The organism is Bordetella sputigena (assembly GCF_965137885.1).
In the GTDB taxonomy this organism is placed as follows: Bacteria; Pseudomonadota; Gammaproteobacteria; order Burkholderiales; family Burkholderiaceae_B; genus Bordetella_C; species Bordetella_C sputigena.
In genome coordinates this window covers 97638-114954 of sequence record NZ_CBCSCA010000004.1, presented here as the reverse complement: position 1 = coordinate 114954, position 17317 = coordinate 97638, and the positions used below count along the sequence as shown (strand labels likewise).

Below are 17317 nucleotides of genomic sequence, written 5' to 3'. Positions count from 1 at the left end.
AAGCCCCTAGGGGGTAGCAAGCCGGTTTTACCGGTGCCGCGTGGGGGCTCTTTTTGTCGACAGGCCGCCTTTCTGCCTGTATCGGTGGGGGGCGTCGTGATGTCCCGACAACGCGCGTGCCGCGCCGCCATCCGCGGGCGCAGGCACGCCAGCCAACGCAGCAAAGAACAACAGAACTACGCGCATCGTCCTCAGGAGACCGCCATGTCCAACGCCATCCAATCCGTGCTGGTTGAAAACCGGGTATTCCAGCCGCCCCAGCGCGCCTCGCAGGGAGCGTCCATTCCCAGCCTGGAGGCCTATGAAAAGCTGTACCGCGAGGCCGACCAGGACAGCACGAACTTCTGGTCGCGCATGGCGCGCGACAACCTGGTCTGGACCAAGCCCTTCACCCAGGTGCTGGACGACAGCAACCCGCCTTTCTATCGCTGGTTCGCCGATGGGGAACTGAACGTCTCCGCCAACTGCCTGGACAAGCAGGTACAGAACGGCAACGCCGGCAAGGTCGCCATCATCTTCGAAAGCGACGACGGCAAGGTCGACAAAGTGACCTACGCCGACCTGCTGGCGCGGGTATGCCGTTTCGCCAATGGCCTGAAATCGCTGGGCTACAAGAAGGGCGATCGCGCCATCATCTATATGCCCATGTCGGTGGAGGCGGTGGTCGCCATGCAGGCCTGCGTGCGCCTGGGCGTCACCCATTCGGTGGTGTTCGGCGGCTTTTCCGCCAAGAGCCTGCAGGAACGCATCGTCGACGTCGGCGCATCGCTGGTCATCACCGCCGATGAACAGGTGCGCGGCGGCAAGGTCATTCCCTTGAAGCCGGCCGTCGAAGAAGCCTTCGGCATGGGCGGCTGCGACGCCGTGCGCCAGGTCATCGTCTACCGCCGCACCGGCGGCCAGGTGGCCTGGAATGCCGGCCGCGACCTGTGGATGCACGAGGTCGCCGCCAATCAGCCGGATACCTGCGACCCCGTGCCGGTGGAAGCCGAGCACCCGCTTTTCATCCTGTACACGTCCGGCTCCACCGGCAAGCCCAAGGGCGTGCAGCATTCCTCGGCGGGCTACCTGCTGTGGGCGCTGCTGACGGTGAAGTGGACCTTCGACGCGCGCGCCGACGACGTCTACTGGTGCACCGCCGACGTCGGCTGGATTACGGGGCACTCCTACATCGCCTACGGACCGCTGGCCGCCGGCCTGACGCAGGTCGTGTTCGAGGGTGTGCCCACCTATCCCAACGCCGGCCGCTTCTGGGACATGATCGCGCGCCACAAGGTGACGACTTTCTATACCGCGCCGACCGCCATCCGTTCGCTGATCAAGGCGGCGGACGCCAATCCCGACACCCACCCCAGCCGCTACGACCTGGACAGCCTGCGCATCCTGGGCACCGTCGGCGAACCCATCAATCCCGAAGCCTGGATGTGGTACCACAAGAATGTGGGCAAGGAGCGCTGCCCCATCGTGGATACGTGGTGGCAGACGGAGACCGGCGGCCACATGATCACGCCCTTGCCCGGCGCGACGCCGACCAAGCCGGGGTCCTGCACGCTGCCCCTGCCGGGCGTCGCGGCGGCCATCGTCGACGAGACGGGCGCCGACGTCGATCAGGGCAATGGCGGCTTCCTGGTCATCAAGAAACCCTGGCCGGCGATGATCCGGAATATCTGGGGCGATCCGGAGCGTTTCAAGAAAAGCTATTTCCCGCCCGAACTGCGCGGCTATTACCTGGCGGGCGACGGCGCGCAGCGCGACGCCGACGGCTACTTCTGGATCATGGGCCGCATCGACGATGTGCTGAACGTTTCCGGCCACAGGCTGGGCACCATGGAAGTCGAATCCGCGCTGGTCGCGCATCCCCTGGTGGCGGAAGCCGCGGTGGTGGGCCGGCCCGACGACACCACGGGCGAGGCCGTGGTCGCCTTCGTGGTGCTCAAGCGGACCCGGCCGGAAGGCAGCGAAGCCACGGAGATCGCACGCCAGCTGCGCGACTGGGTCGGCAAGGAGATCGGTCCCATCGCCAAGCCCAAGGACATCCGTTTCGGCGACAACCTGCCCAAGACGCGTTCGGGCAAGATCATGCGCCGCCTGCTGCGCGTGGTCGCCAAGGGCGAGGAAATTACGCAGGATGTGTCCACGCTGGAAAATCCGCAGATTCTGGAGCAGTTGGCGAAGTCGGTGTAGCCAGAGGCGGTGGCCGGGGCCGCGTAGAATGCCTGCTTTCGCCGGCCCCCGGCGCCGGCCCTAGCGAGGAAAAATGAAAGCGCGACACGGCGCGGTCGACGGCGTCGCATGGGTGCTGATGGTGATCACCGTCCTGGCCTGGGCGGGCAGCTGGATCGCCATGAAAATGGTGGTCCCCTACATCGGCCCCTTCGATTTCGTGGTCGTGCGCTATGTCTGCGGCGGCGCCGTGCTCCTGGCGGTAGCCATGGCGACGCGCCGGCGGCTGTCCATGCCGTCCTGGCGCGACACCCTGCTGGTGGGGCTGACCCAGACCGCCGCCTTCCAGGGCATGGTCCAGCTGGCGCTGGTACACGGCGGCGTGGCCAAGGTATCTCTGATGGCCTACACCATGCCTTTCTGGGTGGTGCTGTTCAGCTGGATGGTGCTGGGCGAAACGCCCACCCGCCGTCACTGGCTGGGCATCGCGCTGGCCGCGCTGGGCCTGGTCTGCATCATCGAACCATGGAAGCAGCTGGGCGACAATGTCAGCGTGCTGCTGGGCGTGGCCGGCGGCCTGTTCTGGGGCCTGGGCACCGTGCTGGCCAAGCGCGGCTTCAACCGCCATCAGCCGGACATCGTCGTCTTCACGGGCTGGCAGATGTTCATCGGCGGCGTGGCGATGGCGCCCGTCGCCCTGGCCGTCCCGCAGATCGCCGCGGTCTGGAACACGCAACTGCTTCTGGGCATGGCCTACATTATCCTGGCCGCATCGGCGGCGGGATGGCTGTTGTGGCTGATCGTCGTGCGGCGGGTGCCGGCCTCGGTGGCCGGCATGTCCAGCCTGGGCACGCCGGTCATCGCCGCCTTGCTGGCCTGGCCCATCTTCGGCGAACGTCCCGCGCCTGTCGAAGGCGTGGGCATGGTCCTAATCCTGTGCGGCCTGATCGTGGTCGCGCGCGCGGCGGGCCGGTCCCCGCCGCGTCCCTTACCGGCATGAAAGGAAATAAGATGATTGATTTGCGCAGCGATACCGTGACGCGCCCCACCGCGGCCATGCGCGCCGCCATGGTCGACGCCCCCGTGGGCGACGACGTCATGGGCGACGATCCCACCGTGCAGCGCCTGCAGGCCGAGGTGGCCGCGCGCGCAGGCAAGGAGGCCGCGCTGTACTTCCCTTCCGGCACGCAGAGCAATCTGGCCGCGATCATGGCCCATTGCGGCCGCGGCGACGAGTATCTGGTGGGGCAACTGGCCCATACCTATAAATACGAAGGCGGTGGCGCCGCGGTCCTGGGCAGCGTCCAGCCGCAACCCATTGAGCACGCGGCGGACGGCAGCCTGCCCCTGGACAAGCTGCGCGCGGCGATCAAGCCCAAGGGCGATCCGCACTTCGCGCGGACGCGGCTGCTGGCCCTGGAAAATACCTTCCATGGCCAGGTCATCCCGCAGGCTTACGTGGAGGAAGCGGCGGCTTTCGCGCGCGGCCAGGCGCTGGCCGTGCATCTGGACGGCGCCCGGGTTTTCAACGCAGCCGTGGCGTCCGGCCTGGATCTGGCCCAGGCGTGCGGGCCCTTCGACTCCGTATCCATCTGCTTTTCCAAGGGGCTGGGCGCGCCCGTCGGTTCGGTGCTGGTGGGCAGCCGCGATCTGATCGACACCGCGACGCGCTGGCGCAAGGTGCTGGGCGGCGGCATGCGCCAATCCGGCGTCCTGGCGGCCGCCTGCCTGTACGCGCTGGAGCATCATGTCGAGCGTCTGGCGGAAGACCACGCGAATGCCGAGCGCCTGGCGCAGGGCCTGCGGCAGGTCGAGCAAGTCACCGTGTTGCGTCAGTCCACCAATATGGTGTTCGTGCAAGTGCCCGAGCGGCACTGCGATGCCTTGACCGCGCACGCGCAATCGCGCGGTGTATTGTTGAAAGCCGTCTATGGCGGCCCGACCCGGCTGGTCACCCACCTGGATATCTCGCGCGAAGACATCGATGCCGTGGTGGCCGCGGTCAAGGATTATTTCGCGAGCGCCTGAGGCGCGCGGGCATCGCGGCCCCCAGCGGTGCGTCCGCGCCTGGGGGGCGGGCGGGCGTCAGGTCTCCTGCATCACATGCAGCAGATGGTGGCGCATGAGCGCCGCCGCCCATTCCCTGTCGTCGTCTTCCAGCGCCTGGATGATCGCCAGGTGCGCTTCTATGGACGGCCGGAAGCGCGGAGAGGTCCGGGCGAAGGCGCCGCGGTTTTCCAGCCGCCGCAACTGGTTCTGCTGCTGGATGGCCTGCAGGAAGAACCGGTTGCCGGAGAAACGCCCCAGCGTTTCGTGGAAATCCGCGTTCAGATTGAAGAAGACGTCCGTCGGCAGGTCGGCGACGGCGCTGTCCCGCAAGACCGCTTCGTGGGCGGCGCGCAGCCGCCGCAGCATCGCGGGGTCGGCCTTGAACGTCGGCTGCGACAGCGCGGCGCACTCGATGGCCGCCCGGAAACGATAGCTTTCCAGGCGCGCCTCGCACTCCAGCAGCGAATAGGTAAAGCGCCAGCCGTGGCCCTGGCGCTTCTCGATCATGGCTTCCGCGCTCAGGCGCACCAGGGTCTTGGCCAGCACGCTGCGCGTGACGCCGTAGCGCTGCTGCAGATCGCGATCGGTGAAGCTGTCCGGGATCAGGCGGTCGGCTCGATCCTGGATCAATCTGCTGTACAGATCGTCCGCGGTCATCCCGCAGGCGTGCAGCAGCGGCGGGGCCTTGCCGTCGGGGACTTCGCCGACGTAATAACCGTTGCTGGGCCGCGATTCGATGAAGCCTTCGGCGGCCAGCAGCTTCAGCGCTGCCCGGACGGGCGTGCGGGACACCTGGTAGCGTTTGGCCAGCGACTCTTCCGACAGATGCGTGCCGGTCTGGTGGATGTGGGAAATGATGTCGCCGGCGATGCGGCGAGCCAGATCGACTTGCAGCCCTGTCGGCCGTGAAACGAGTTTCTGCGCCTGCATGGTGCTCCCTGTGATGGGTCACGACTGCTGCGAACGGCCTACCGCGGTATTTTTCTTATTTATTGTGAGCCCGCACTTACATGCGATGGCAAAAACGATTGCAGAACAGGTTTGGAGCAAGGGGTTTCGAGCACGGAGAATACGCGGAATAAGTCGGGATGGCGACTGCCGCGCGATGCTTGTTGGGATTCTCGCAACATCGACGTGGCGTCAATGGAGCGTCAACGGGGCGCCCATGCGGTCTCGACGCAGCATCAACTTGGCATCAGCAGGGCGGCATAGCCGGCGCGGGCGTCGGGCCACGCCAGCGCATAGCCGCTGGCGCGTAGCCGCGCGTTGCTCAGTTTCTTGCTGCCGATTCCGGCCGGCGGCGGCCCGTCCTGGGGCCGCGCGCAACCTAGCTGGTCGGCCAGAAAGTCGTACAGGACGTCGATGCGCAGCGGCGTGTCGTCGCTGCCGATGTAAACGGGCAGGGCATCCGGCAGCATCAGCAGGTGAGCGATGGCGCCGGCGGCGTCGTCGGCATGCATGCGGTTGGCCCAATGCGGCGTCGCGCGCGGCACCCGCGCCTGGCCGGCGCGCAGGCGGTCCAGCAGTTGCAGGCGCCCGGGGCCGTACAGGCCCGACAGGCGCAGCACCGTGGATGGCAGGCCCTGGGCCAGCAGCCACTGTTCAGCCTGCAGCAGCACGGTGCCGTTCATGCCGGGCGGCGCGGGGGGCGTGGCTTCGTCCACCCAGTCCCCGCCGTGATCGCCATAGACCGCGGACGACGAGACGAATACCAGGCGGCGCAGGCTGCGCCGGTCCAGTCGCTCGACCACATTGCGCAGGCCGTCGATGAATACCGCGCGATAGGCGGTTTCTTCGCGCCGGCCGGGGCTGAGCGCGACGACCACCCGGGTCGGGTCCGGCGGCAGCGCCGGCAGCGTCTCCGGGCGGGTCACGTCGGCGGCCAGCCATTCGATGTCCGGCGACGACGACGGCGGGTTGCGCCGCGCCGCCCAGATGCGGGCCGGCGGCTGGGGCAGCTCACGCAGCCGGCGCGCGACGCGCTGGCCCAGATCACCGCCGCCCACCAGCAGGATGCGTTCGTCGCCGTCCCGGGCGTCGACCATGGGTATTGTCCTCCTGTCGCTACGCGTATCCTTCCCAAGGGAGGATGCGCGCTTGGGGGCGGCCCGGCGCGCGCATGCTACATCCCGTTATAGACCGGCCCTTCGCCGCCCTGCGGCGCGACCCAGACGATGTTCTGCGTGGGGTCCTTGATGTCGCAGGTTTTGCAATGCACGCAGTTCTGCGCGTTGATCTGCAGGCGGTCGGCGCCGTGGTCGTCCTTGACGAACTCGTACACCGCGGCCGGACAGTAGCGGGCCTCAGGGCCGCCGTATTTGGCCAGATTCACCGCCACCGGCACACTGGGGTCCTTGAGCGTCAGGTGAACCGGTTCATTCTCATCGTGGTTGGTGTTCGAAATGAACACCGAGCTGAGCCGGTCGAACGTCAGCTTGCCGTCCGGCTTCGGATAATCGATGCGGGCGCATTGCGAGGCCGGCTGCAGACAGGCATGGTCCGGCTTGGTGCGGTGGATGGTCCAGGGAAAATTGCCCTTTAGCAGCCATTGTTCGATGCCGGTCATCAGGGTCGCCATCGTGCGGCCCTTCTTGAACCATTGCTTGAAATTGCGCGCCTTGTACAGCTCCGCGCGCAGCCATGACGTTTCGAAGGCGGTCGGGTAGGCGGCCAGCACGTCCTGGCGGCGGTCGGCCACCACGGCCTGGAAGGCGGCTTCCGCGGCCATCGCGCCCGACTTGATGGCGGCATGGCTGCCCTTGATGCGCGGCGCGTTCAGGAAACCGGCTTCGCAGCCGATCAGCGCGCCGCCCGGGAAAGCCAGCTTGGGCAGGGACAGCAGCCCGCCCGCGGTCAGCGCCCGGGCGCCGTAGGCGATGCGCTTGCCGCCTTCGAAGGTCGGCCGGATCGCCGGATGGGTCTTGTAGCGCTGGAATTCCTCGAAGGGCGACAGCCAGGGATTGGCGTAGTCCAGGCCGACAACCATGCCCACGGCCACCAGATTGTTGTCCAGGTGGTAAAGGAACGATCCGCCATAGGTATCGGAATCCAGCGGCCAGCCGGCCGTGTGCACCACCAGCCCGGGATGGGATTGGGCCGGATCGACTTCCCACATTTCCTTGATGCCGATGCCGTAGCTTTGCGGGTCCCGGCCTTCGTCCAGGCGGAAGCGCTCGATCAACTGGCGACCAAGCTGGCCGCGCGAGCCTTCGGCGAACAGCGTGTAGCGCGCCAGCAGCTCCATGCCGGGCTGATAGTTGGCGGTGTGGCTGCCGTCGCGCGCCACGCCCATATCGCCGGTGACCACGCCGCGTACCGCCCCCTGGTCGTCGTAGAGGACGCCGGCGGCCGCGAAACCGGGGAAGATGTCCACGCCCAGGGCCTCGGCCTGTTCGCCCAGCCAGCGCACCACGTCGCCCAGTCGCACGATGTAATTGCCTTCGTTGCGGAAGCAGTCCGGCAGCAGGAAATGCGGCGTCACGCGCGCGCCGGTGCGGCTCAGGAACATGAATTTGTCCCGCGTCACCGGCACGTTCAAGGGCGCGCCTTTTTCCTTCCAGTCGGGGATCAGCTCGGTCAGCGCCCGTGGGTCCATCACCGCGCCGGACAGGATGTGAGCGCCCAGTTCCGCGCCTTTTTCCAGTACGCAGACGCTGATGTCATGATTTTTTTCCGCGGCCAGCTGCTTGAGCCGGATGGCGGCGGCCAGGCCGGCGGGTCCGCCGCCGACGACCACCACGTCGTATTCCATCGATTCCCGATCTGACATGCGCCTTGTCCCCTGATGCGATGTGGGCTGGAAGTATATGATTTGGATGAACCCTGGATTGTATTGCAGCTCTCCATGACCACATCCGACACCCCCCTACTTGCCCCCGGCAGCACCCATATCGTCGAAATGCCCCTGCGCTGGGGCGATTCCGATGCGCTCAACCACCTGAACAACACGCTGTACTTCCGCCTGATGGAAGAAGCGCGCATGCAGATCCTGTATGCCGCCGGTGTCACCCTGCCGGCCGATGCCGGTCCCATCCTGGCGCACGCGTCCTGCGATTTCCTGCGTCCCCTGACGTATCCCGCCTCGGTACGGGTCACGCACACCTTGACGCGGGTGGGGCGATCCAGCATGGAGTTCGAGCTGACGCTGGACAAGGTCGGCGACGCGCGTGGTCCGTATGCGCGCGGCCGCAATGTGCTGGTCTGGCTGGACTATCTGGGCAACCGGCCCGAGCCCTGGCCCGAGCGGGTCCTGGCCAGGCTGGCGGAAATCCTGCGGCCCCCCCAGGCCCGGTAGATCCCCGTAAAATCGACCGCGTCGCAAGACGCACAACGTCAAATCGACCGTCCGCGCCCTTACCACCGGGCCGGGCAGGTACGTTAATCCCTATTCTGGAGCTGGAGCGATGGACAAGGTTTACGCGAGCGCCGCGGAGGCGCTGGCCGGAGTCGTCAAGGACGGCCAATTGATCGCCGTGGGGGGCTTCGGCCTGTGCGGTATCCCGGAAGCCCTGATCGCCGCCCTGCGCGACACGGGCGTCAAGAACCTGACATGCATCAGCAATAACGCCGGCGTGGACGGCTTCGGGCTGGGCCAGTTGCTGGCCACCCGGCAGATCCGCAAGATGATCGCCTCCTACGTGGGCGAGAACAAGGAATTCGAACGCCAGTACCTGGCCGGCGAACTGGAACTGGAATTCACGCCCCAGGGCACGCTGGCGGAAAAGCTGCGCGCCGGCGGCGCCGGCATTCCGGCCTTCTACACGCGTACCGGTGTAGGCACGCTGGTAGCCGAAGGCAAGGAAACGCGCGAATTCGACGGCCAGACTTACATCATGGAACGTTCGCTGGTGCCGGATGTGTCGCTGGTCAAGGCCTACGCGGCCGACCGCAGCGGCAACCTGATCTTCCGCAAGACGGCGCGCAACTTCAATCCCAATGTCGCGATGGCGGGCAAGGTCACCATCGTTGAGGTGGAAAAGCTGCTGAATACCGGTGATATCGATCCGGACCAGGTGCATCTGCCCGGTATTTTCGTGCATCGCATCGTGGTCAACGCCAATCCGGAAAAGCGCATCGAGCAGCGCACCGTCCGCACCGCTTGAGGAGAAAGAATCATGGCATGGACTCGTGACGAAATGGCCGCGCGCGCGGCGCGTGAACTGCAGGACGGCTTCTATGTGAACCTGGGCATCGGCATGCCGACCCTGGTGGCCAATCATGTGCCTCCGGGAATCGAGGTCTGGCTGCAGTCGGAGAACGGCTTGCTGGGCATCGGGCCTTTCCCGACCGACGATCAGGTCGACGCGGACCTGATCAACGCCGGCAAGCAGACGGTGACGACGCTGCCGGGATCGTCGATTTTCTCTTCCGCGGACTCCTTCGGCATGATCCGCGGCGGCAAGATCAATCTGGCCATCCTGGGCGCCATGCAGGTGTCCGAAAAAGGCGATCTGGCCAACTGGATGATTCCGGGCAAGATGGTCAAGGGCATGGGCGGGGCCATGGATCTGGTCGCCGGGGTAGGGCGCGTGGTGGTGCTGATGGACCATGTCGCGCGCAAGAAGGACGGCACGGAAGACTTCAAGCTGCTGCCGGAATGCACCCTGCCGCTGACGGGCGTCGGTGTGGTGGACCTGATCATTACCGACCTGGGCGTGCTGGAAGTGGGCGCCGATGGCCTGAAGCTGGTCGAGCTGGCGCCGGGGGTGTCGGTGGAGGAAATCAAGGCCAAGACACCGGCCGCGCTGGATACCAGCGGAGTGAAGGCGGCAGCCTGACCTGTCTTGCCCATGCGGCCCGGCCGGATTCGGCCTGGCCGGCCAGCCGCAACTGGCAAAAAAGCGGTCCTCCCGGGGACCGCTTTTCTTTTCCACGGTCCTTACTGCCGGGCACGGTTTTTGCGCCCGGCGGTCATCCCGAATTCGACCGTGGGACGGTATGTCTGTTGCGAATGCGCCGCTCGCCCTGAAAATCCTGACCGTGAATACCCATAAGGGGTTCACGTTCTTCAATCGCAAATTCATCCTGCCGGAATTGCGCGATGCCGTCCGGGCAGTCGCGCCGGATCTGGTTTTCCTGCAGGAAGTGCTCGGCGCGCATGAAGCCCATGCGGCGCGCTTCAAGGGCTGGCCCGAGACTTCGCAATACGAGTTCCTGGCGGACAGTATCTGGAAAGACTTCGCCTACGGTCGCAACGCGGTGTATCCGCATGGCCATCATGGCAATGCGGTCCTGTCCAAATTCCCGATCGTGCATTACGAAAATATGGATGTCTCCGTTGGCAATCACGAAAAGCGCGGGCTACTGCATTGCGTGATCCAGCCGCCCGACCGCGCCGAGCGGCTGCATGCGATTTGCGTGCATCTGGGCTTGCAGGAAAAGCACCGGCAGCAGCAGCTGGATCTGCTGTGCGAGCGTGTCGACCGTCATACGGCGAATGGCGAACCGGTGGTCATCGCCGGCGATTTCAACGACTGGCGCCTGCGCGCGCACGCCAAGCTGAGCCGCTGCGCCGGTCTGAAGGAAATCTTCGTCGCCACGCAGGGCGTGGCGGCCCGTACTTTCCCGGCCCGCTGGCCCCTGCTGCGACTGGACCGCATTTACGTCCGCAACATGGCGCGCTTCCGCCCCCTGGCCCTTGCCACCCGGCCGTGGACCCATTTGTCGGATCATGCGCCGTTGGCCGCGGAGGTGGTGATATGAGAAGGGCCGGCCGTCCCAATCGCGAAGCCGCTCTTCGCGAAGATCCGCGCAGCGACAGGAGGGTAGCTCCATGAGCGCGCGCTGGATTCCGGGGAATCATTTCACCCTGCTCGAAAACGGCGAAGCCTATTTCCCCCGTGTATTCGAAGTCATCGAGCAGGCCCGTACGGAAGTTCTGGTGGAAACTTTCATTCTGTTCGACGACAAGGTCGGGCAGGGTTTGCGCCGCGCGCTGATCGCCGCCGCGGGGCGTGGCGCGCGCGTCAGCCTGCTGGTCGACGGTTATGGTTCCGAAGGACTGTCCGAAGATTTCCTGGGCGGCCTCATCCGGGCGGGCGTCAGTATCCGCCTGTTCGACCCGCGCGCCAGGATAATGGGCTTGCGCACCAATGTATTCCGCCGCATGCATCGCAAGATCGTCGTGGTCGACGGCGAGATCGCCTTCATCGGCGGCATCAACTTCTCCGCGGACCATCTGGGGGATTTCGGTCCCCAGGCCAAGCAGGACTATGCCGTCGAAGTGCATGGGCCCGTTGTCGCGGAAATCCATCGTTTCGCCCGCCGCACCATAGACCCGGAGAAGCGCCGCCGCTGGTGGCCGCGCCGCCTGCAGCGCGGCGCGCCGGCGCGGCACGCGGGCAAGGCCGAAGCCATGTTTGTCGTGCGCGACAATGAGCGCCACCACACCGATATCGAGCGGCACTACCGCGCGGCCATACGCCTGGCGCAGCGCGATGTGACCATCGCCAACGCCTATTTCTTCCCCGGTTATCGCCTGTTGCGCGACATACGCAATGCCGCCCGGCGCGGAGTGCGCGTCCGGCTGATCCTGCAGGGCGAGCCCGACATGCCCATCGTCAAAGTCGCGGCAGGCATGCTGTACGACCATCTGACCGCGGCCGGCGTGCAAATCTACGAATACTGCCAGCGCCCATTGCACGGCAAAGTGGCTTGCGTGGATGGCACCTGGGCGACAGTCGGGTCCAGCAATCTGGATCCGCTCAGCCTGGCCTTGAACCTGGAAGCGAATGTCATGATTCGCGACCAGGGCTTCGCCGCGGTATTGCATGAGCGGCTGGAGTGGCTGGTGCGGAACCATTGCCGCGAACCCGAGCCGGCGCCGCCAGGCAGCCGCAAGCTGCGGCGCCTGCTGTGGGGCATCTTCGTCTATCACTTCCTGCGTCGCTTTCCATCCTGGACGGGCTGGCTGCCCGCGCACAAACCTCGTCTACTTACGGTGGCGCCGCCGCCGATCGCCACCGATGCAAAGGAACCGCATGAGCAGCGACCCGCTTAGCGCCGCGCCGCCCCGCCACGGCGGCCTGATCCGCGGGCTGCGCGCGCGTTGGCCGCTGCTGCGCAAGGTTATCTTCATCGCCTTCGCCTTGCTGGTGATCGGCCTGCTGGTGAACCAGGCCCGCGAAGTGGAATGGGACAAGGTGATGGAGGCGGTGAAGGCCAATACCTGGCCCGTGCTCCTGCGCGCGTGCGGCGTGGCTGTGCTGAGCTACCTGATCTACGCCTGCTTCGACCTGCTGGCGATTCCTTACCTGGGTCACAAGATTCCTCCGTTCAGGGTGATGGCGGTGGGCATCGTTGCCTACGCCTTCAACCTGAATATGGGCTCGCTGATCGGTAGCGTGGGCTTCCGTTTCCGGCTGTACCTGAAACTGGGACTCCAGGCCGCCGAAATCACCCGCATCGTCGGGCTTAGCCTGACGACGAACTGGCTCGGCTATTTCTGGGTGGCGGGCGGACTGTTCGCCTGGGGCGTCCTGCCGATCCCGGACAACTGGAATATCGGGGCAGGGGCGCTGCGCCTGATCGGCGCGGCGATGGTGGTCGCGGCCGTGGTCTATGTGGCGCTATGCGCGTGGTCGCGGCGCAGGTCGTGGACGATACGCGGGCATGAGATCTTCCTGCCTTCGGGCAAGATCGCCATTGCCCAAAGCGTGCTGGGCAGCGCCTGCTGGATGTCGATCGGGATGGTGGTGTGGGTCCTGATGCGGCACGACGTGCCGTATCCACTGGTGCTGGGGGTGCTGCTGCTCAGCGGCATCGCCGGGGCGGTGACCCATATACCCGGCGGCCTGGGCGTGGTGGAGGCCGTGTTCGTGGCCATGCTGTCGGGTCAAGTCCCGCATTACGAAATCCTGGGGACGCTGCTTACGTATCGGGCGGTGTACTACCTCGGGCCATTCGCCATCGCCGCCGTGCTGTATTTCATTCTGGAAGCTGGCATCCGCAAGGGCGCGGAGCTGCCACCGGCGCCTGAGTCGGCGCGCTAGCCCGGTCGGGCTTCCCCCGAGCCCTTTCCATCCCCCACCGCGGCGCCCGAAGGGCGCCGCTTTGTTTCATGTTGCGCTGCGGCAGGGGTAAACCCGAGTGTGAAAATTTATTTTCATGAATAAAATATCACTCGAAATCCATTTACATTTGCGTTGACTCAACGGTCCATCCGCCACCCCGCTCTGTGCCGCCCGCTCGACCCGTCCGCCGGCCCCAGGCCGCCGCAGCGCCCCGCAGGCCGCGAACCCCGCCCCGCATGAACCAGCCCGCCGTCACCATTGCCGATCGCATCGCGAACGCGCAGCCCACGCTGAGTCCGACGCAGCATCGATTGGCGGAATACGTGCTGGCGCATCAATTCCGCGCCGCGACCATGACCATCGACGAGTTCGCCGCGGCCAATGGCGTGTCGGTGGCCACGGCCAACCGCTTCGCCCGTACCCTGGGCCTGCCGGGCTACCCGCAATTCCGCGCCGAACTGGCGCGCGGCTTCGAATCGGCGCTGGCGCCGGTCGAGAAACTGCGCACCCGGCTGGCGCACCCGGCCACGGCGGCCGAGGTGTTCGCCGCATCGCTGCAGGAAGACGTCCGCAATGCCGAACGCTCGCTGCAGTCGCTGGACGCAGCCGCGTGCGAGCGGGCCGTGGACGCCGTCCTGGCCGCGCGGCGCATCTACATCGTCGGCTTCGGTGCCAGCGGGTTCCTGGCCGGACTGATGCACCGCTCGCTATTCATGCATTGCGACATGGTGGAGTCCCTGGCCGGCCCGGGCGGAGTGTCCCAGGCCGCGCGCCGCCTGCCGCGCATGAAGCCGGACGACCTGATGGTCGTCATCGGTTTTCCCCGCTACGTCAACGACACCGTGACGCTGGCCGCCGCGGCCAAGCAAGCCGGCGTGCCCGTCCTGGCGCTGACCGACAAGCCGACCTCGCCGCTGGCGCCGCTGGCGACGGTAGCGCTGTACGCGCACGCCGAACGCCAACTGTCCGCGAATTCCGAGACGGCGGCGCTGGGCCTGATCGAAGCCCTGGCGGCGGCGGTGGCCTTCCGCGCCAAAGACTCGGTGACCTCCGCGCTGGAGGCTACCCAATCCATCATGCCGTGGCTGCTGCACGGCTCAGGAGAAAGAAAGCGATGATCCAACCCGTAGTGGCCATCCACGGCGGCGCCGGCACCATGTCGCGCGCCTCGATCACGCCCGAACAGGAGCGCGAGTACCTGGATGCCTTGAACGAAATCCTGTCCGCCGCCCAGGCCGTGCTGGCGCGCGGCGGCAGCGCCCTGGATGCCGTGACGGAAGCCGTTACGCGCCTGGAAGACTGTCCGTTGTTCAACGCGGGGCACGGCGCGGTCTACACCAGCGCCGGCACCCACGAACTGGACGCGTCCATCATGGACGGCGCCACCCTGCGTTCCGGCGCGATCGCCAATGTGAACTGCGTGCGCAATCCCGTGCTGGCGGCGCGCCGCGTCATGGAAAACAGCAAGCACGTGTTCTTCGTCGGCCAGGGCGCGGAAGCCTTCGCCCGCGAACAGGGACTGGAAATCGTCGACCCGTCGTATTTTTCGACGCCGGCGCGCTACGAGCAGCTGCTGCGCGTGCAGCGCGAACAGCCCGGCGCCGCCGTGCTGGACCATGATGGCCAGGCCATGGTGGCCGGCGTGCAGCCGGCCGCGTCGGCGCCGATCGATCCCGATCGCAAGTTCGGCACGGTGGGCGCGGTGGCGCTGGATGCGCAGGGCAACCTGGCCGCCGCGACGTCCACGGGCGGTGTGACCAATAAGCAGGTGGGGCGCGTCGGCGACGCGCCGCTGATCGGCGCCGGTTGCTATGCCGCCAACGCGACCTGCGCGGTGTCCACCACGGGCACCGGCGAAATGTTCATCCGCATGGTGGCGTCCTACGACGTGGCCGCGCAGATGGAATATCGCGGCGTATCGCTGGAAGAAGCCGCCCATTCCGTCATGCACGAAAAGCTGCCGCGCATCGGCGGCAAGGGCGGCCTGATCGCCGTCGACGGCAAGGGCAATGTATCGCTGACCTTCAATACCGAAGGCATGTACCGCGGCTATGCCCGCGTGGGCGAAGCCCCGGTGGCCGCCATCTATCGATGATGCGGCAGCGGGCGCGACGCTTGTTTTATGTGTTTTGCTAGGGGATGAATATGGCCGATAGCAGGATGGCCGAGCGGGCAGGCGCCCGCCGCGACGATCGGTCGGCAATGCCGGAGAACCGCGTGGTGCAGGTGCGGGACCTGACCGTGCGGTTCGCGACCGCGGAGCGGACCGTAGAGGCCGTGCGCGACTTGTCCTTCCACGTGGATCGGGGAGAGACCCTGGCCATCGTGGGCGAGTCCGGCTCGGGCAAGTCGGTGACGTCGCTGGCGCTGATGCGCCTGGTCGAGCACGGCGGCGGGCGCATCGCCCAGGGCAGCATGCTGCTGCGGCGGCGCGGGGGCCAGGTCATCGAATTGGCCGGCGCCAGCCAGCGCGAGATGCGCGGCGTGCGCGGCGCCGACATGGCGATGATCTTCCAGGAGCCGATGACGTCGCTGAACCCGGTCTTCACGGCCGGCGACCAGATTGCCGAATCGATCCGCCTGCACCAGGGCAAGGACGGCGCGGCGTCGCGCGCCGAAGCGCTGCGCATGCTGGAGCAGGTGCGCATCCCCGAAGCGCGTTCCATCATGGACCGCTATCCGCATCAGCTGTCGGGCGGCATGCGCCAGCGCGTCATGATCGCCATGGCGCTGGCCTGCAAGCCCGCGCTGCTGATCGCCGATGAACCGACCACCGCGCTGGACGTCACCATCCAGGCGCAGATCCTGCAGCTGATCCGCGCCCTGCAGGACGAGATGCATATGGGCGTGGTGTTCATCACGCACGATATGGGCGTGGTGGCGGAAGTCGCCGACCGCGTGCTGGTGATGTACCGCGGCGATAAGGTGGAAGAGGGGCCGTCCGCCGAGATCTTCAGCGCGCCGCGACATCGCTACACGCAGGCGCTGCTGTCAGCCGTGCCCCGGCTGGGCTCCATGCGCGGCACGGACTTGCCGGAGCGCTTCGAGCTGGTCCGCATGGACGCCGGTTCGCCGACCGCCGTCGCCGATGCCGTGGCCGATGCCGCGGCGGATGCGGCCGCCGATGTCCCGACGCCGTCGACCACCAAAGCGCCTATCCTGAGCGTACGCGACCTGGTCACCCGCTTCGACCTGCGCGGCGGCATCTTCAGCCGCGTGCGCGGCCGCGTGCATGCGGTGGAGAAGGTCAGCTTCGATCTCTACCCCGGCGAAACGCTGGCCTTGGTCGGCGAGTCCGGCTGCGGCAAGTCCACCACCGGACGCTCGCTATTGCGCCTGACCGAAAGCCAGGGCGGCAGCATCATCCTGGAAGGGCGCGATATCGGCAAGCTCAAGGGCGCCGAACTGCAAGCCTTGCGCCGCGATATCCAGTTCGTGTTCCAGGATCCCTTCGCCTCGCTGGATCCGCGCGTCACCGTCGGTTTTTCCATCATGGAGCCGTTGCTCGTGCATGGCGTGGCCAGCGGCAAGGAAGCCGAACGCCGCGTCGCCGAACTGCTGGAGCGCGTCGGCCTGCCGGCGGCCATGGCGCAGCGCTATCCGCATGAGTTCTCGGGCGGGCAGCGCCAGCGTGTGTGCATCGCGCGGGCGCTGGCGCTGAACCCCAAGGTGGTGATCGCCGACGAATCCGTGTCCGCGCTGGACGTCTCCATCCAGGCGCAGATCGTCAATCTGCTGATCGACCTGCAACGCGATCTGGGCGTGGCCTTCCTGTTCATCTCGCACGATATGGCGGTGGTCGAACGCGTTAGCCATCGGGTGGCGGTGATGTACCTGGGCCAGATCGTCGAAATCGGTCCGCGCCGCGCGATTTTCGAGAATCCTCAGCACGCGTACACCAAGAAGCTGATGGCCGCCGTACCGATCGCCGATCCGGCGCGGCGCCACCTGAAGCGCACGCTGCTGACCGAAGAAATCCCCAGCCCGATCCGCAAGCCCGGCGACGAGCCCGTGGTCGCGCCGCTGGTGAATGTCGGCCCCGGCCACTACGTCGCCCGGCACGCCGTGGGTGGCTTGTATTGAAGTACCGGAGT

The 17317-nt window shown here is 66.5% G+C and carries 15 protein-coding genes; 12 read left to right on the top strand and 3 right to left on the bottom strand.

The window, feature by feature from the left end; translation table 11 throughout:
- The first annotated feature begins 204 nt into the window (after nt 1–204).
- The 3 genes from acs (at nt 205) to ltaE (ending at nt 4191) form a co-directional block, all read left to right on the top strand.
- The gene (gene acs / locus ACNA0R_RS09160; RefSeq protein ID WP_415825661.1) at nt 205–2184 is read left to right on the top strand and encodes an acetate--CoA ligase; all 1980 of its coding nucleotides are present in this window, start codon (nt 205–207) and stop codon (nt 2182–2184) included.
- A gap of 73 nt (nt 2185–2257) precedes the next feature.
- Nucleotides 2258–3163: a DMT family transporter gene (locus ACNA0R_RS09155; RefSeq protein ID WP_415825660.1), complete on the top strand. Its 906-nt coding sequence runs from the start codon at nt 2258–2260 to the stop codon at nt 3161–3163.
- Nucleotides 3164–3174: 11 nt separating this feature from the next.
- Nucleotides 3175–4191, top strand: a complete 1017-nt coding sequence (gene ltaE, locus ACNA0R_RS09150) for a low-specificity L-threonine aldolase (RefSeq protein ID WP_415825659.1) — start codon at nt 3175–3177, stop codon at nt 4189–4191.
- A gap of 57 nt (nt 4192–4248) precedes the next feature.
- On the opposite strand, the gene ACNA0R_RS09145 is transcribed toward ltaE, so the two are convergent.
- The 3 genes from ACNA0R_RS09145 to ACNA0R_RS09135 form a co-directional block, all read right to left on the bottom strand.
- Nucleotides 4249–5142: a GntR family transcriptional regulator gene (locus ACNA0R_RS09145; protein WP_415825658.1), complete on the bottom strand. Its 894-nt coding sequence runs from the start codon at nt 5140–5142 to the stop codon at nt 4249–4251.
- Between the two features lie 254 nt (nt 5143–5396).
- On the bottom strand, nt 5397–6257 hold the full coding sequence (locus ACNA0R_RS09140; RefSeq protein WP_415825657.1) for an NAD-dependent epimerase/dehydratase family protein: 861 nt from the start codon (nt 6255–6257) through the stop codon (nt 5397–5399).
- 77 nt (nt 6258–6334) lie between these two features.
- Nucleotides 6335–7981, bottom strand: a complete 1647-nt coding sequence (locus ACNA0R_RS09135) for an electron transfer flavoprotein-ubiquinone oxidoreductase (protein ID WP_415825656.1) — start codon at nt 7979–7981, stop codon at nt 6335–6337.
- 75 nt (nt 7982–8056) lie between these two features.
- Here ACNA0R_RS09135 and ACNA0R_RS09130 point away from each other — a divergent pair, with 75 nt between their 5' ends.
- The 9 genes from ACNA0R_RS09130 to ACNA0R_RS09090 all read left to right on the top strand — a co-directional run bounded on the left by ACNA0R_RS09130 (nt 8057) and on the right by ACNA0R_RS09090 (nt 17306).
- Nucleotides 8057–8506 (top strand): acyl-CoA thioesterase, encoded by a 450-nt coding sequence (locus ACNA0R_RS09130; RefSeq protein WP_415825655.1) that lies wholly within the window; start codon nt 8057–8059, stop codon nt 8504–8506.
- Nucleotides 8507–8615: 109 nt separating this feature from the next.
- Nucleotides 8616–9314 carry a CoA transferase subunit A gene (locus ACNA0R_RS09125; RefSeq protein WP_415825654.1) on the top strand — a complete coding sequence of 233 codons (699 nt, stop codon included), beginning with the start codon at nt 8616–8618 and terminating at the stop codon, nt 9312–9314.
- 12 nt (nt 9315–9326) lie between these two features.
- Nucleotides 9327–9989: a CoA transferase subunit B gene (locus tag ACNA0R_RS09120; RefSeq protein ID WP_415825653.1), complete on the top strand. Its 663-nt coding sequence runs from the start codon at nt 9327–9329 to the stop codon at nt 9987–9989.
- A 160-nt stretch (nt 9990–10149) separates the two neighbouring features.
- Complete coding sequence (locus ACNA0R_RS09115) at nt 10150–10914, top strand: endonuclease/exonuclease/phosphatase family protein (protein ID WP_415825652.1); 765 nt, start codon at nt 10150–10152, stop codon at nt 10912–10914.
- A 70-nt stretch (nt 10915–10984) separates the two neighbouring features.
- Complete coding sequence (gene clsB / locus ACNA0R_RS09110; protein WP_415825651.1) at nt 10985–12211, top strand: cardiolipin synthase ClsB; 1227 nt, start codon at nt 10985–10987, stop codon at nt 12209–12211.
- A complete protein-coding gene (locus ACNA0R_RS09105) occupies nt 12192–13202 on the top strand; it encodes a lysylphosphatidylglycerol synthase domain-containing protein (RefSeq protein WP_415825650.1) in 1011 nt (336 codons plus the stop codon). The genes clsB and ACNA0R_RS09105 overlap by 20 nt, the downstream gene beginning before the upstream one ends.
- A 257-nt stretch (nt 13203–13459) precedes the next feature.
- A complete protein-coding gene (locus ACNA0R_RS09100; RefSeq protein WP_415825649.1) occupies nt 13460–14341 on the top strand; it encodes a MurR/RpiR family transcriptional regulator in 882 nt (293 codons plus the stop codon).
- Nucleotides 14338–15318 (top strand): isoaspartyl peptidase/L-asparaginase family protein, encoded by a 981-nt coding sequence (locus tag ACNA0R_RS09095; RefSeq protein WP_415825648.1) that lies wholly within the window; start codon nt 14338–14340, stop codon nt 15316–15318. The genes ACNA0R_RS09100 and ACNA0R_RS09095 overlap by 4 nt, the downstream gene beginning before the upstream one ends.
- A 50-nt stretch (nt 15319–15368) precedes the next feature.
- Nucleotides 15369–17306: a dipeptide ABC transporter ATP-binding protein gene (locus ACNA0R_RS09090; RefSeq protein ID WP_415825647.1), complete on the top strand. Its 1938-nt coding sequence runs from the start codon at nt 15369–15371 to the stop codon at nt 17304–17306.
- Nucleotides 17307–17317: the final 11 nt, after the last annotated feature.